At 70.4% G+C, this 15,480-nt stretch carries 12 protein-coding genes; 5 read left to right on the top strand and 7 right to left on the bottom strand.

The features are described 5' to 3' along the window. Positions 1–21: 21 nt before the first annotated feature. Positions 22–1,479: an NAD(P)H-quinone dehydrogenase gene (locus B1729_RS04800; RefSeq protein WP_163616971.1), complete on the bottom strand. Its 1,458-nt coding sequence runs from the start codon at positions 1,477–1,479 to the stop codon at positions 22–24. Between the two features lie 106 nt (positions 1,480–1,585). Between B1729_RS04800 and B1729_RS04805 the strand changes: the two genes are divergently transcribed. From B1729_RS04805 to B1729_RS04815, 3 genes are all read left to right on the top strand, one after another. Beyond that, positions 1,586–2,419, top strand: coding sequence for a purine-nucleoside phosphorylase (locus B1729_RS04805; RefSeq protein WP_163616972.1), 834 nt, complete (start codon positions 1,586–1,588; stop codon positions 2,417–2,419). A gap of 35 nt (positions 2,420–2,454) precedes the next feature. Next, complete coding sequence (locus tag B1729_RS04810; RefSeq protein WP_239539424.1) at positions 2,455–4,482, top strand: phospho-sugar mutase; 2,028 nt, start codon at positions 2,455–2,457, stop codon at positions 4,480–4,482. A gap of 139 nt (positions 4,483–4,621) precedes the next feature. Continuing rightward, entirely contained in the window at positions 4,622–6,097 is a 1,476-nt protein-coding gene (locus tag B1729_RS04815; protein WP_163616973.1) for an MFS transporter, read from the top strand. Between the two features lie 27 nt (positions 6,098–6,124). On the opposite strand, the gene B1729_RS04820 is transcribed toward B1729_RS04815, so the two are convergent. The 5 genes from B1729_RS04820 to B1729_RS04840 form a co-directional block, all read right to left on the bottom strand. Next, positions 6,125–7,033, bottom strand: a complete 909-nt coding sequence (locus B1729_RS04820; protein WP_163616974.1) for an ATP-binding cassette domain-containing protein — start codon at positions 7,031–7,033, stop codon at positions 6,125–6,127. Then, positions 7,030–7,911 (bottom strand): ABC transporter ATP-binding protein, encoded by an 882-nt coding sequence (locus tag B1729_RS04825; RefSeq protein ID WP_163630983.1) that lies wholly within the window; start codon positions 7,909–7,911, stop codon positions 7,030–7,032. Before B1729_RS04825 ends, B1729_RS04820 begins: the two co-directional genes overlap by 4 nt. Continuing rightward, positions 7,908–8,780: an ABC transporter permease gene (locus tag B1729_RS04830; protein ID WP_204259999.1), complete on the bottom strand. Its 873-nt coding sequence runs from the start codon at positions 8,778–8,780 to the stop codon at positions 7,908–7,910. The genes B1729_RS04825 and B1729_RS04830 overlap by 4 nt, the downstream gene beginning before the upstream one ends. Then, entirely contained in the window at positions 8,777–9,736 is a 960-nt protein-coding gene (locus tag B1729_RS04835) for an ABC transporter permease (RefSeq protein WP_163616976.1), read from the bottom strand. Before B1729_RS04835 ends, B1729_RS04830 begins: the two co-directional genes overlap by 4 nt. 72 nt (positions 9,737–9,808) lie before the next feature. After that, complete coding sequence (locus tag B1729_RS04840) at positions 9,809–11,374, bottom strand: ABC transporter substrate-binding protein (RefSeq protein ID WP_163630985.1); 1,566 nt, start codon at positions 11,372–11,374, stop codon at positions 9,809–9,811. Positions 11,375–11,541: 167 nt separating this feature from the next. Between B1729_RS04840 and B1729_RS04845 the strand changes: the two genes are divergently transcribed. Both B1729_RS04845 and B1729_RS04850 read left to right on the top strand, forming a co-directional pair. Further along, positions 11,542–12,126: a GNAT family protein gene (locus B1729_RS04845; RefSeq protein WP_163630987.1), complete on the top strand. Its 585-nt coding sequence runs from the start codon at positions 11,542–11,544 to the stop codon at positions 12,124–12,126. A gap of 257 nt (positions 12,127–12,383) precedes the next feature. Continuing rightward, positions 12,384–13,340: a hypothetical protein gene (locus tag B1729_RS04850; protein ID WP_163630989.1), complete on the top strand. Its 957-nt coding sequence runs from the start codon at positions 12,384–12,386 to the stop codon at positions 13,338–13,340. A 138-nt stretch (positions 13,341–13,478) separates the two neighbouring features. Here the strand turns inward: B1729_RS04850 and B1729_RS04855 are convergent, their stop codons facing one another. Next, positions 13,479–15,428 (bottom strand): PRD domain-containing protein, encoded by a 1,950-nt coding sequence (locus B1729_RS04855; RefSeq protein WP_163630991.1) that lies wholly within the window; start codon positions 15,426–15,428, stop codon positions 13,479–13,481. Positions 15,429–15,480: the final 52 nt, after the last annotated feature.

The raw sequence follows: 15,480 nt of genomic DNA on the forward strand, positions 1-15,480 counted from the left end.
CGCGCAGATGCGGGGTAGGGCTCAGCCGCCGTAGACGTTGTGGTCGACGACGTGCATCGCCCGGGCGGCATCCGTGATGCTGCCCGACAGCGACGGGTAGACCGCGAACACGCGCGAGACCTGGTCGACGGTGAGGCGCCGCTCGACCGCGATCGCGATCGGGTAGATGAGCTCCGAGGCGCGCGGGGCGACGATGACGCCGCCGATGACGGTGCCGCTGCCCTCGCGCGCGATGATCTTCACGAAGCCGTCCTTGATGCCCATCATCTTGGCGCGCGGGTTGGCCGCCAGCGGCAGCTTGTGCACGACGCCGTTGATGTGGCCGTCTTCGATGTCCTTCTCCTGCCACCCGATCGTCGCGATCTCGGGAGCGGTGAAGATGTTCGACGTGATGCGGCGGCGCTCGAGCGGGATGACCACGTCGCCCAGCGCGTGGAAGATGGCGGTGCGGCCCTGCATCGAGGCGACCGAGGCGAGGGGGACGAAGGTCGTGCAGTCGCCGGCGGCGTAGATGTTCGGGACCGATGTGCGCGCCACGCGGTTGACCTGGATGTGGCCGGACTCGGTCATCTGGATGCCCGCCTCTTCGAGGCCGATGCCCGCGGTGTTCGGGACGGAGCCGACGGCCATGAGGCAGTGGCTGCCTTCGACGGTGCTGCCGTCCGACAGGGTCACCACGACCGCATCGCCGGTGTTCTCGACCTTCTCGGCGCGCGACTTCGACAGCAGCTTCATGCCGCCGCGCTTGAAGACGCGCTCGAGGACGGCCGCAGCATCCTTGTCTTCACCGGGCAGCACCTGGTCGCGGCTGGACACCAGCGTGACCTTCGCGCCCAGGTTCATGTAGGCGCCGGCGAACTCGGCTCCGGTCACACCCGAGCCCACGACGATGAGGTGCTCGGGCAGCGCGCTCATGTTGTACAGCTGCGTCCAGGTGAGGATGCGCACGCCGTCGGGCTTGGCGCTCGCCAGCTCGCGCGGCGAGGAGCCGGTCGATACGACGAGCGTGTCGGCCTCTATGCGGTCGAAGTCCGTCCCGCCGGGGCCGGTCGAGACGACGACGGCGTGGTCGCCCTCGAGCCGCCCGTGGCCGGAGATGATGCGCACGCCTGCCTCGACCAGCGATGCGCGCATGTCGTCGGACTGCTGCCGGGCGAGAGTGAGGAGGCGCTTGTTGACGGCGCTCAGATTGATCGCGATCTCGGGCTTCAGCGGCTTGCCGTCCTTGCCCTTGGCGAACAGCTGCACGCCCAGGTCACCGGCGCCGGCGATCGCGACGGCTGCGTCGGCGGTCGCGATCAGCGACTTCGACGGGACGACGTCGGTGATGACCGCCGAGCCGCCGATGCCTGCTCGTTCGACCACGGTCACCTCGGCTCCGAGCTGGGCGGCGGCCAGCGCCGCTTCGTAGCCTCCGGGTCCGCCGCCGAGGATGGCGACGCTCTGGGTGGTCTCGAAGCTGATCGACATGGATTCCATTCTCCCCTGCCGGACGACGCCACCACGACACATCCGGCGACACTCCCGGATGCGGGGCGGAGCGCCCGCGCTGGCCCTTGGCCCCGGGGGTTCCTAAAGTGGTGGCATGTCAGACACCACCGGCAACCCTCTCGACGACCCCACGGCCGACCCCTTCGAGGTCGCCGCCGCCGCCGCGGAGGACATCGCCCGCATCACCCGCGTCGAGCGTCACGACATCGCGCTGACGCTCGGCAGCGGCTGGGGCAAGGCCGCGGAGCTGCTCGGCGAGACCACGGCGACGTTCCCCGCCGCCCAGGTGACGGGCTTCAGCGCCCCGGCGCTCAGCGGTCATGTCGGGACCCTGCGCAGCATCGTCACCCCGAAGGGCCGCCGCGTGCTGGTGATCGGCGCCCGCACCCACTACTACGAGGGCCACGGCGTGCGCCGGGTCGTGCACAGCGTGCGCACCGCGGCCGCGGCGGGGGCGCGCACGATGGTGCTCACCAACGGCGCCGGCGGCATCAAGCACACGTGGACGCCGGGGCGACCCGTGCTGATCAGCGACCACATCAACCTCACCGGCGACTCGCCGCTCGAGGGTGCGACGTTCATCGACCTCACCGACCTCTACTCGCTCCGCCTGCGCGACCTCGCGCGCTCCATCGACCCGAGCCTCGACGAAGGCGTCTACTGCCAGTTCCGTGGCCCGCAGTACGAGACGCCGGCCGAGGTGCAGATGGCGAAGGCGATCGGCGGGCACATCGTCGGCATGTCGACCGCCCTCGAGGCGATCGCGGCGCGCCAGGCCGGCATGGAGATCCTCGGCTTCTCGCTGATCACGAACATGGCCGCCGGCATCCAGAAGTCTCCCCTCAGCCACCAGGAGGTGCTCGACGCCGGCCGCGAGGCCGAGCCCGTCATCTCATCGCTCCTCGCGCGCGTGATCGGCGCGCTGTGAACGGCGCGGAGGAGGTGCCGGCAGCGAGCCCGGACATGCAGGAGCCGGCACCCGACAAGGTTCCGGCCGGGTCGGATGCCGCCACCGCCGTCCTGGAGCGCGCGCACGCCTGGCTCGCCCAGGACCCCGACGGCGAGACGCGCACCGAGCTGCGTGCGCTGATCGAGGCCGCCGAGTCCGGCGACCAGGCCGCCGCGGAAGACCTCGTGGACCGCTTCTCGACGCGGCTCGCGTTCGGCACCGCCGGGCTGCGGGGCGCGCTCGGCGCCGGCAGCAACCGCATGAACCGCGTCCTGGTCGCCCAGGCCGCCGCCGGGCTGGCCTCCTACGTGCGCGAGCGGGCCGGACTTCCTCCCGTGGGTACAGAGGCGCCCGTCACGGACGCGGCCGGTGCCGAGACGAACGAGCAGGCGGACGCCGACGCAGATGCTGAGCCAGGCGCCGCGACAGACGATGCGTCGTCCGACACAGACATCGCGGTGGCGCCGACGAACGCAGCCGATGAGGTGGCCGATGCGGAGGGCGGATCGCCGGCGGCGGAAGGCGCCCACGACACGGCCGTCGGGCTGCCGGATGCGCCCGAGCTCACCGACCCTCCCTCGGCGGACGCGCTCGAGGCGGAGGGCCCGGAGGTTCCCGGCATCCTCGACGATGCGCCGATCGTCGTCATCGGCTACGACGGACGCCGCAACTCCGACGTGTTCGCTCGTGACTCGGCCGAGATCTTCGCCGGCGCGGGGCTGCGCGCGATCCTCTTGCCGCGCCTGCTGCCGACGCCGGTGCTCGCGTTCGCGGTGCGCCACTTCGGCGCCGCCGCCGGCGTCATGGTCACCGCGAGCCACAACCCGCCCGCCGACAACGGCTACAAGGTGTACCTCGGCGGGGACGACGACGGCTCGCAGATCGTCGCGCCGGCCGACGCGGAGATCGCCGCGCACATCGCCCGGGTCGCCGAGGGCGACGACATCAGCACGCTCCCCCGTTCGCTCGCCTTCGAGCTCGCCACCGAGAGTGTCGTCGACGAGTACGTCGCGGCGACCGCCGCGGTCGCGCCGGCGCCCGCCGGCGCGGAGGGGCTGACCTGGGTGTACACCGCGATGCACGGCGTCGGGTGGGAGACCCTGTCGCGCATTCTCGAGGCGGCCGGCTACCCGGCACCGGTACCGGTGTCGGCGCAGCTGGAGCCCGACGGCGACTTCCCGACCGTGGCGTTCCCGAATCCCGAGGAACCCGGCGCGATGGACCTCGCCTTCGAGGCGGCGCGCGACGCCGGCGCCGAACTCGTGATCGCCAACGACCCCGACGCCGACCGGCTCGCCGTCGCCCTCCCCGACGATTCGGCCGAAGACGGTTGGCGACGGCTGACGGGCAACGAGGTCGGGCTGCTGCTGGGGTGGCGTGCTGCGCAGCTCGCAGCGGCCGGCGGCGCAGCCCCCGAGGGCGCCTCGCTGGCCTGCTCGCTGGTCTCCTCACCCGGCCTGCAGGCTGTCGCGGAGCACTACGGACTCGGCTTCCATGCGACGCTCACGGGCTTCAAGTGGATCTCCCGCGCGCCCGGACTGGTTTTCGGATTCGAGGAGGCTCTCGGCTACCTCGTGAACCCCGGCACGGTGCGGGACAAGGACGGCATCTCTGCGGCCGTCGCGATCCTGGGCATGGTGACCGAGGCGCGCGGCCGAGGCGCGACCCTCGCCGACCTCCTCGCCGAGTTCGAGGAGCAGTTCGGCGCCTTCGCGAGCGATCAGATCTCGATCCGCGTCGACGACGTGTCGCAGATCTCGGGCATCATGGCCGCGCTGCGGGCACGGCATCCGGAATCCGTCGGGGAGGTCGCGGTCGATCGCATCGACGACCTGCAAGAGGGCGTCGACGACCTCCCGCCGGGCGACGTGCTGCGGCTGTGGCTCGCCGACGGCTCGCGCGTCGTCGTGCGCCCGAGCGGGACCGAGCCGAAGCTCAAGCTGTACCTGGACGTGCGCGGTGAGTCGCGCGACGACGCTGCGGCACGAATCAGCGCGCTCGCGGACGGCGCGCGGGCGCTCCTCGCGCAGTACGGCGGCTGAGGCTTCGCGCAGTACGGCGGCTGAGACTTCGGGCGCGGCGCGTGTCCGGGCTCCGTGCTACAGTCGCGCCCGCGATGTCGCGACCGCCACCTCGCCGGCGGATTCGCGATCATCCGGGCATTCCATACGAGGAGCGATGATGAACGGCGCGCGCGACGACGACAGGACGGATGCTGAGGGCACCCGCTCCGTTCCCGCGACGGACTTCCCGCCCGGCCCGGCGGACGTGCCGGGGAGAGCCGCGGCGGACGCTGCCGGCGACGGCGGCACCGACGCCGACGAGACTCCCGACCCGCCCGGGTGGCTGCGCAACGTCGTCCTCTTCCTCGGCGGCCAGACGGTGAGCCTGTTCGGCTCCATGCTGGTCCAGTACGCGGTGTTCTGGTATCTGACCATCACGTACCAGTCGGGGCTCGTGATGACGCTCGCGGCCGTGTTCGGGTTCCTTCCGCAGGCCGTCGTGTCCATCTTCGGCGGCGTGTGGGCCGACCGCCACAACCGCAAGTACCTGATCATGGGCGCGGACGCCGCGATCGCGCTGTCGACACTGGCGCTCGCCCTCGTCATGATGGCCGGCTACGACGCCGTATGGCTCATCTTCGCGACGATGGCGATCCGCTCCGCCGGCGCCGGCATCCAGATGCCCGCGGTCTCGGCCTTGATCCCGCAGATCGTGCCGACGCGCAACCTCATCCGCGTCAACGGCATCAACGGCTCGATCCAGTCGGCGATGGCCCTGCTGGCGCCGGCCGCCGCGGGCGCGCTCTACGCGTGGGCCTCTGCGGCGTCCGGCGGCACCGCAGCATCGCTCATCCCGATCTTCTTCATCGACGTCGTGACCGCGGTGATCGGCGTCGGCATCCTCTCGCTGATCCCAGTGAGCACGATCCGCCGGGCGGCCGACACTCAGACGGGTTACTTCGCCGACCTCGTCGACGGCGTGCGGTACATCGCGCACCACGCGTTCGTGCGCTGGCTGCTCGTGCTGTTCGCGATCATCTTCCTGCTCACCGTCGCCCCCTCCAACCTCACGCCGCTCATGCTGGTCCGCTCGTTCCCGGCGGGTGAGGCGCAGAACGTCGTCAACCTCGCGGTGCTCGAGGTCGCGTTCAGCATCGGCATGGTGCTCGGCGGCATCCTCGTGGCATCTTTCTTCGCCAAGCGCAGCCGGGTCGGGCTGATCGTGGTGTCATCGCTGGTCTTCGGCATCCTCTCGATCGGACTGGGACTGTCGCCGAACGTGTGGGTGTTCTTCGGCTTCATGTTCCTCGTCGGACTCGCGGTGCCGTTCTTCTCGACGCCGTCGATGACGCTGCTGCAGGAGACGGTGGAGCCCGAGCGTCAGGGTCGTGTCTTCGGCTTCGTCGGCATCGTGATGGCCGTCGCGATGCCTGTCGGCATGGTCGTGTTCGGTCCCCTCGCCGACATCATGCCGATCGAGGTGCTCCTCATCGCGGCAGGCCTGCTCACGTTCGTCGTCGTCGGACTCGCCGTCTGGCTGCCCGCCGGTCAGCGAGCGATCGCCGCCGCCCGGCGCGCGTCCGAGGTCACCGATCACGACCCGGCCGCCGCGGCCGCGGTCGTCGAAGCGGAGATGCACGGGAAGGACGCCTGACCGCACGACCGACGCTTCGCGCATCGGTCAGCGGAGCACGAAGTGACCGGGTGAGACCTCGGCGAGCACCGTGCCGTCGGGCTCGAGGCCGACCGGCTCAGGTCGCGTCGAGATGCGTTCGAGCCTGCGCCGCGCCTGGGCCGGGTCCGTCGACAGCGCGGCGTCGAGCAGATGGCGCGTGTAGGCGTGCTGCGGCGACGCGAAGACCTCCGCAGTCGGTCCGAGCTCGACCACGCGGCCACGGTTCATGACAGCCGTACGTGTGGCGATCTCGCGCACGACGGACAGGTCGTGCGAGATGAAGAGGTAGGTGAGCGCCAGTTCCCGCTGCAGCCGCAGCAGCAGCTCGGTGACCTGCGCCTGGATCGACATGTCGAGGGCCGAGAGCGGCTCGTCGCACACCACGAACCCGGGACGCACGGCGATGGCACGCGCGATCACGATGCGCTGGCGCTGACCGCCCGAGAACGCGCGCGGGCGCCGGTGGACGGCATCCCCGTCGATCCCCACCGCGGCGAGCGCCTCGATCGCCTGCGCGCGAGGGTCGGCGTCGGGGACGAGCACGGTGAGCGGCTCCATGACGTTCTGCAGCGCCGTGCGGTGGGGATTCAGCGATGAGAACGGGTCCTGGAAGATGACCTGCATCGATCGGTGGTACGGCGCTCGGCGGGCGCGCGGGAGGGACGTGAGGTCGACGCCGTCGTACGTGACGGTGCCGCTCGTCGGCTCTTCCATCTGCAGGATGCTGCGGCCGAGCGTCGATTTGCCGCTGCCCGACTCCCCCACCAGGGCGAGCGTCTCGCCGCGGCGGATCGTGAGGTCGACGCCGTCGACCGCGCGGACGGTCCCCGTCGTGCGACCCCACGCATTGCGCACGGGGAAGGTCTTGACGAGCCCGTCGACCCGCACGAGGTCGTCTGTCACCTGCCCGCTCATGCGTCCTCCTCCCCGGGCGACGACGCTTCAGACGACAGTGCGTCCGGTGCGGCATCCAAGAGCTCTCGCGTATACGGATGCCGCGGCTCGCGGAAGACGCGATCCACATCGCCCGACTCGACGATGCGGCCGTCCTTCATCACGAGCACGTCGTCGCACACGGCGGCGACGACGGCGAGATCGTGCGTCACGATCAGCACGGTGAGCCCCCGCTCGGCCTGCAAGGCGCGCAGCAGCGCGAGGATCTGCGCCTGGATCGTGGCATCCAGCGCCGTCGTCGGCTCGTCCGCGAGAAGCAGCTCGGGTCGCGCGAGAAGCGCCATCGCGATCATCGCCCGCTGGCGCATGCCGCCCGACAGCTCGTGCGGGTAGCGCGAGAGCACGCGGTCGGGGTCGGGGATGCGCACCGCGACGAGCGCCTCGCGGGCGAGCGCCGTCGCCTGGCGCCGCCCGACCCGCTGGAATCGCCGGGCGACCTCGGCGAGGTGCGCACCGATCCGCACGAGCGGGTTGAACGAGGTCATCGGGTCCTGGAACACCATCGCGGCCGGCAGCCGCTCGCTCGACGCCGCGGCGGTGATGTCCCGTCCGTCGAGGACGACACGCCGGCATTCCCGGGTCGCACCGTCGGGAAGGATGCCCATGAGCGCGCGCAGCAGCATCGTCTTGCCGGAGCCGGACTCGCCGACGATCCCGACGACGCGGCCGCGAGGCACCTCGAACGAGACGTCGTCGAGGACGCGGACCTGGCCGCCGGTGCGGCCGGGGAGGTCGACGTCGAGCCCCTCGACGCTCAGCAGCACGTCGCCGCGGGGCAGCACAGCCTCGGCTGCGCCCGGGGCACCCGCCGACGCGGTCGCGGGATCGGGGACCGTCATGACGCTCCTCCTTCGCTGACCGACTGCCGCAGCGCATCGCCGAGCACGTTGAACGACAGGACCGTGAGCAGGATCAGGATGCCGGGGATCAGTGCCAGGTACGGCGCGGTCTGCAGGCTGCCCTGCGCCGACTCGAGGAGGCTCCCCCATGACGCCATCGGCGGCTGGATGCCGAGGCCGAGGAAGCTCAGCGCCGACTCGGTGAGGATCGCGGTCGAGATGCTGGCCGTCGCGGCGACGATGATCGTCGGCGCGGCATCGGGCACCACGTGCCGCCACATCACGAGTTCGCGCCGCACCCCGATGTAGCGGGCGTACCGCACGAACGCGCGCTCCCGCAGGGTCAGCGTCTCGGCGCGCACGAGGCGTGCCGTCGCCATCCACGAGAACACACCGATCACGAAGATGATGGTCCAGAGCCCCGGCTTGAGGAACACGCTGGCGACGATCACGAGCACCATCCACGGGATCGACGACAGGAAGTCGACGAACCGCATGAGGAGGTCGTCGATCCGCCCGCCGGCGTATCCGGCGACAAGGCCCACGACGACGCCGATCGCGGTGGCTGCCGTCATCGCCAGGATGCCGACGGTCAGCGAGATGCGCCCGCCGTAGACGACGCGCGAGAAGTAGTCGCGGCCGAGTTCATCGGTGCCGAACCAGTGCGCGGCGCTCGGCGGCTGCCAGCGGATCGCGAGGTCGGTCGAGGTCGGATCCAGCGGGAGCAGCGGCGCGAGGAGCGACACGGCGCCCACGACGACGAGGAATGCGATCGCGAGCAGCGACGCGACCGAGCGGAACGAGCGCGTGCGGTGCACCAGCGTGGTCGCGTCGATCGCGGCGGCGACGTTGGGCGTGGTGGCGGTCATGAACCCCCTCCGATCCGGATGCGCGGGTCGACGACCACGTACAGGATGTCCGCGATGAGGTTGCCGACGATCACGAGCACCGCCGACAGCAGCAGCACAGCGAGTACGACGGGGTAGTCGAGGCTGCGGGTCGCCGTCAGGAAGTACGGCCCGATGCCCGGCCAGCCGAAGATCGACTCGGTGACGATGGCACCGGTCACGAGGATCGGGAGGGCGAGGCCCAGCTGGGTGATGATGGGAAGCATCACATTGCGGCCGACATGGCGCGTGAGCACCTGACCGCGCGAGGCGCCGAAACCGCGCTGCACGAGCACGTAGTCCTGCGACAGCTGACTGATCGTGGCCGCGCGCACGTAGCGGGCGAGCTCGGGGAAGAAAGCCACCACGAGCACCAGGAACGGCATCACGAAGTGCATCAGGAAGTCGACGGGATCACCCTGCTTGCCCACCGAATGCATGCCGATGATCGGGAACCACCGCAGCTGGTACCCGAAGACGTAGATCACCAGGAGCGCGAACCAGAACGACGGCGTGGCGATGCCGATGCCGGCGATGCCGTCGATCGCCTTGTCGATCAGGGTGCCGCGGCGGGAGCCGGCGATCAGGCCGAGCACCACGGCGATCACGAGAGCGGCGACGTAGGCGGGCGCCACCAGCAGGATGGTGTTCGGGATGCGGGCGGCGAGCTCCTCGGCGATGGGATGCCGGCTCACCAGCGAGTAGCCGAGATCGCCCTGCACCACGTTGGCGAGCCAGAGTCCGTACTGCACGACGATGGGCTGGTCGAGGCCGTAGCGGGCGCGTATCGCCGCCTGGGTCTCCTCCGACATCTGCGGCGTCGTGATCGTATCGACGACGTCATACGGCGCCGCGTGCAGCAGCAGGAAGACGACGAACGTCACCAGCAGCAGCATCGGCAGGACCTGCAGCAGACGACGCAGGATGTAGACCGCCATCGTTCTCCTTTCGGGCGGACGACGAAATGGATGCCGGCGGCCGAACCTCGGCCGCCGGCATCCACTCGTTCCTTACTGCTCGGTGAGCAGCCCGAAGTTCTCGAGGGTGTAGATCGGCACGAGCTTCGCGTCGTCGACGCCGCCGATCCGCGGGTTCACCGCGAGGATCTTGAGGTTGTCGGCGAGCGGGAAGACCACCGCGTCCTCGGCGATCTGCGCCTGCAGGTCGGCGTAGACCGCCTTGCGGGCCTCGGGGTCGAGCTCGACGGCGCCCTGGTCGAACAGCGCGTCCGTGGCCGGGTTCGAGTACGAGAAGTAGTTGGCCGAGGCGCCGGTGCGGTACAGCAGGCTGTACGCGTCCGGGTCCTGGCCCATGATGTAGCCGCCGAGGAACGCGTCGTACTGCGATTCGGCGCCCTTCTGGATCTCCTCGAAGACCGCAGCCGGCTCGATGCCGGCCAGCTCGACCGTGATGCCGGCATCCTGCAGCTGCTGCTGGATGAGCGTCGCCTCGGTGGTCTGCGCGGGATCTGCACCGGCGTACGCGAGCGTGATCGAGAGGTCGGAGACGCCGGCCTCTTCGAGGAGGGCTGCCGAGGCATCCGCGTCCTGCTCGTACTGCTCGACGTCGTCCGTCGCGAACGCGTTGCTCGGCGGGAGGATCGTGTACGCGCTCTCGTAGTAGTCGTCGCTCAGGAACGCCCCGGTGTTGATCTCGTCGCGGTCGAGGGCGAAGAAGATCGCCTGGCGCACCTTCTGGTCGGTGAGCTTCGCGGCGTTGAGGCCGACGTAGGCGACGCGTCCCTCGGCGTACGGGTAGACGTTCAGTCCGGCGCCCTCGAGCTCGGTGATCTGGTCGGGCGTCGCGAACGAGGCGTCCACTTCACCGGTCTGCAGCGCCGTCTTCACGGTGTCGGCGTCGGCCACGATGCGCAGCGTGACCTCGGGGATCTTCGGCGCGTCGCCGTAGTAGTTCTCGTTCGCCTCGAACGTGAGGTACTGGCCGCGCTCGTACTCGGTGAGCTTGTAAGGGCCCGAGCCGACCGCGATCGGGTCGAGCTCCGACACCGAGAAGTCGGTGACGTCGCCGTATACGTGCTCGGGGATGATGTACGTCTCGGTCGCGATGTTGCTGAGGGCCGCCGCGCTCACGCTCGGCAGGTGGAAGACGACGGTGCGCTCGTCGGCCGCCTCGGCCGTGATGGGCTGGTCGCCGACGTACAGCAGGTCGGCGTTGCCGTTCTCACGCACCGCCTTGTTCGTGTAGGTGAACACGACGTCGTCGGCGGTCAGCGGCTCGCCGTCGGACCACTTGAGGTCTTCCTTCAGCGTGACCGTGACCGAAAGGCCGTCCTCGGCGGGCTCGATGGACTCGGCCAGCTCGTTCACGACCGTGCCGTCGCCCTCGACCCGCGCGAGCGGCGAGTAGACGAGGTTGGTGACGGTCAGACCCCAGCGGTCGCCGACGTTGATCGGGTTGAGCGACGTCGGGTCGCTCGCGATCGCGTAGGTGAACTGGCCGGTCGCCTCGGCGCCGGTCGTCTCAGGTGCCGCGTCGCCCTGCGCGCAGGCAGCCAGTCCGATGGTCGCCGCCAGTGCCAGTGCGATGGGGGCGATTACTCGCCGTCTCGGCTTCATGAGCCCTTGGGTCTTCATCGTGGTTCGAGTCCTCTTCGCTGTGCATGCGCCCGAATGAACGCACCGTTCGAGCCTAGGTCGGCCCGTGAGAGGCAGGCGCCGATCGGCAGAACAATTGCGAAGTATGTCGGCGCGGTGACATGCACATCGAGCCCTAGGCTCAGAGCATGCTGCTCACCCTGCCCATCGCGCTGGAGAACGAGTACGTGCGCCTCGAGCCGCTCGCGCCCGAGCACGAAGCCGATCTCGCCGCGGTTGCCGTCGGTCTCGAGCACACCTGGTACACCTCGGTGCCGCGTGCCGAGGGCGTCGGCGCCGATATCGCACAGCGTCTGGCGTGGCGCGACGAGGGCCACATGAATCCGTGGGCTGTGCGACGCCTCGACACCGGGCGGGTGGTGGGGACCACCACCTTCTGCAACATCGACCAGCCCAACCGCCACGTCGAGATCGGCCACACCTGGATCGGACGAGAGGCGCAGCGCACCGCGGTGAACACGGCGTCGAAGCTGCTGCTGCTCGGCCACGCGTTCGAGGCGTGCGACGCGATCGCGGTCGAGTTCCGCACCCACTGGCACAACCTTCAGTCGCGCGCGGCGATCGCCCGCCTCGGCGCCCGCCAGGACGGCGTGCTGCGCAACCACCGCCTCGGCCCCGACGGCACACTGCGCGACACCGTGGTCTTCTCGATCCTCCCCCACGAGTGGCCCGCAGTGCGCCTCGGCCTCACCGAGCGCCTCGCCCGCGGCTGACCTGCCGCAGCGGCATCCGTCCCCTCGCCCTGGTCCGCGGCACTTGTCGGGTTTGGGGCGCGTTCTCTCCGTTGGGGCGCAGATTCTCCGCCCCAACGAAGATTCTGCGCCCCAAACCAGAGGAGGGACAGATGCTGCACCCGGGGACCGCAGCACCCGCTCCTCCCCGACCGCGGCTATTCGCGGCTCGACGGGGCTTTTCCACGATCAGCGCCACGGGACTCCGCACCCGCGCGGGCTGTGAGCAGGCTCGACGCATGCCACCGATGCGTCTGCTGCGTCACCACGATCTCGTCCTGCTCGGTGTGAGCCCGCGCCGGCTGGCGGCGGCGCTCCGTGCGGGATCAGTGGTCAAGGTTCGGCCCGGCGTGTTCGTGCGAGGCGACGCGTGGAATGCAGCGATACCCGAAGCCCGCTCCGTCGCACGGGCCCAAGCACTGACGGCGGTCTCAACGATCCCTCCGGTCGTGTCCCACGAAACGGCGGCCGCTGTGTACGGTCTGCCCCTGTATCGCGCGCATGACCGGGATCGCGTCCATGTGATCGCAGCCACCGGGCGCCCCGGTGCCGCCGCAGGCGTCATACGCCATCGCGGGGAACTCCCCGACGACCACGTTGTCGAGCTAGAGGGCATGCGCGTCACCTCGCTCATGCGCACGGTGGCCGATGTCGCGCGCACCACCACCTTCGAGCAGGGGGTGACCATCACTGACGCAGCGCTGCGCCAGCAGTTCGTGACCGGCCCTGGTCGGTACGACCTCGAGGGCGCCGAGGACTTCAGGCAGAGGGTGTTCGAGATCGTGCGACGAGCTGCGCATGGGCAGACGCGCGCACGGCGTGTGCTTGAGTTCGCCGACGGGCGTGCGCAGCTTCCGGGCGAGAGCATCAGTCGAATCCGCCTGCACGACCTGGGGTTCCGAGCGATTCAGCTGCAGGTGGCGGTGGCAGGACCACGGAACACCACCTACTTCGTCGATTTCGGCCTGGAGGACATCGCCGCGCTCGGCGAGTTCGACGGTGCGATCAAGTACGTGGACGGCCGACTCCTCGACGGGCGCACGTCGTCGCAGGCACTCGACGAAGAGAAGCAGCGCGAGGACTGGATCCGCGGGACTACCCAGCGCCGCTTCGCCCGCTGGGGATGGCCGCACCTGCGCACGGCCGCCCACTTGGGCGCACGGCTCGAGGCGTTCGGCATCCGCCCTCTGTCCTGAGAGCGCCGCCGCCCCGAGCGGGACCGACTGTCCCCTGCTCGCGAGGTTCGGGGCGTGTTCTCTCCGTTGGGGCGTAGATTCTCCGCCCCAACGGAGGAAGTGCGCCCCAAACCCGAGAAGAAACGCCGGATGCCGGGCTCAGCCGTCGATGACGGCGACGAGCTCGTCGAGGAAGGCGTTGAAGTCGGTGCCGCGTCGCACGATCCGCTGCACGCTGTCGCGCTCGCTGAACACCTCGACGAACTGCTCGAACACGGTCTGGAAGGCCTCGCGGTCGGTCTCCGAGAACGCGACGAGCGCCACGACCTGCACGCGCCCGTCGCCCCACGGGATCGACGGGTCCGCGATGCCGATGGCGATGGCCGTGCGGGATGCCGTCATCTCCAGCGCATGCGGCACCGCCAGGGCATCGGTGAACGCGGTGGATGAGAGCCGCTCTCGTTCGATCGTGCGCTCGATGTACTCGGCGTCGATGACTCCGCGCTCCCGGAGCAATGCGCCGAGCGCGCGGATGACACCCTCCTCGCCGGCGACGGCCGCGTCCTCGAGCCCCCGCACGAAGGCCGACGGCTCGAAGTAGCGCTCGAGTTCGGCACGCAGCCTCGCCAGCCGTCGCGAACGACGGATGCGCCCCGCGGCCGCCTGCACGCGTTCGACGTCGCCGTCGGTCAGGAACGGCTGGATGCGGACGATCCGCTCATTCGTCACGGGCGGATCGATGGTCGTCAGCACCAGGTCGGTGTCGATCGACGCCCAGTCCGGATCGACGCGCGTCTCGACGCCGACGACCTCGATCGCCTGTCCGAGCGAGCGGTCGACGCTCGAGCGCAGCAGCTCGTGCAGGTCGTAGTACCCGGGGCACACGATGGTCGCGGTCAGCAGCTGGTCGGCGCGGCGGCTGCGCTCGAGGCGGCCGCCGACATGCATGGCGATGTAGGCGATCTCGTCGTCGGGCAGCGGGATGCCCAGCCTCTGCTGCAGGCGGCTCGCGATGAAGACCGCCACCTCGAAGATCATCGGATACGTCGACTTCAGCGACCGCGTGAGCGGGTTGCGCGACCACGCCTGCTCGCGGGCGCGGTGCAGCAGGTTCTGCACGTGGAGGGCCAGCCGCGCCACGAAGTCGTCGTGGGCGATGTCGACCAGGAACTCCTCGGCGGCGGCGCTCACGACGTCGTGCACCGCCGTCTCGACCTCGGGATCGAGGGTGGACGGCGCGGTGGCGGATGCCGCGCCCTCGAGCCCGTCCGGTGCGACGACGCGCGTGAGCACCAGGGTGGCGAGATGCTGCAGGTCGGCACTGCCGAGCTGCACCTGGAGGTGCCGCTCCGACAGGTCGGCGATGATCGCCGCCACCTGGGTCTGCGTGGGCCGGTCACGCGCGCCAGCGCCCTCGGCGCCGACGGCGTCGAGCGGGCGGTCCCGCGCGGTGCGGTCCGCCGCGATCGCGATGTGCATCACCACGTCGGCGATGCCGAACTCGTTGACGAACCAGCCCAGCTCGCCGAGCCGCGCGACGAGCTCGGTCTTGAACGGCCCGAACGCCTGGGCACCGACCGACCCCTCGCCGAGCGTGCGCCGGAGGGCTGAGAGGTCGAAGGATCCGGCATCCATCTCGTCATGCGCGAGCTTGCTGAGAAGCCGTCGCTGGGCGCCCTCGGTGCCGCGCAGCCGGGCACGCGATGCGGAGCGCTCGAGGGTCAGCTCGGTACCGCCGAGCAGGCCGCGCACCCGCGCGAGGTCGGCGTCGAGCGTCGCGGGCGAGACGTGCAGCGCTTCGGCGGTCTCGAACACCTCGATGCCGTCGGCGGCGTCGAGGAGGGCCCGCACCAGCGTGTGCAGGCGGTCGCGAGGCGTGCCGGCGTCGCCGCCGACTCGGAGGGCTGCGGCGGCCTCGGAACCGGCCCGGTACCCCTGAGGACCCGACTCGACCGCGACGCCAGGGGCGACGCGGGCATTGGCCGCCGTCACGTACGACCGAATACTGCGGGGGGTGACGCCCAGGGCGTCGGCGAGGGCGGATGCCGTCACCCAGTCGCCGTCGCGCAGGAGCAGTCCGAGCACACGATCCTGCCGAGCCCGGGTCACCTGCCCAGTCAACCACGCGCACGTCGGCGCCGGCCCGAGGCGTTTCGTCTCG

The organism is Microbacterium sp. B35-04, from assembly GCF_010634885.1.
Lineage (GTDB): Bacteria > Actinomycetota > Actinomycetes > Actinomycetales > Microbacteriaceae > Microbacterium.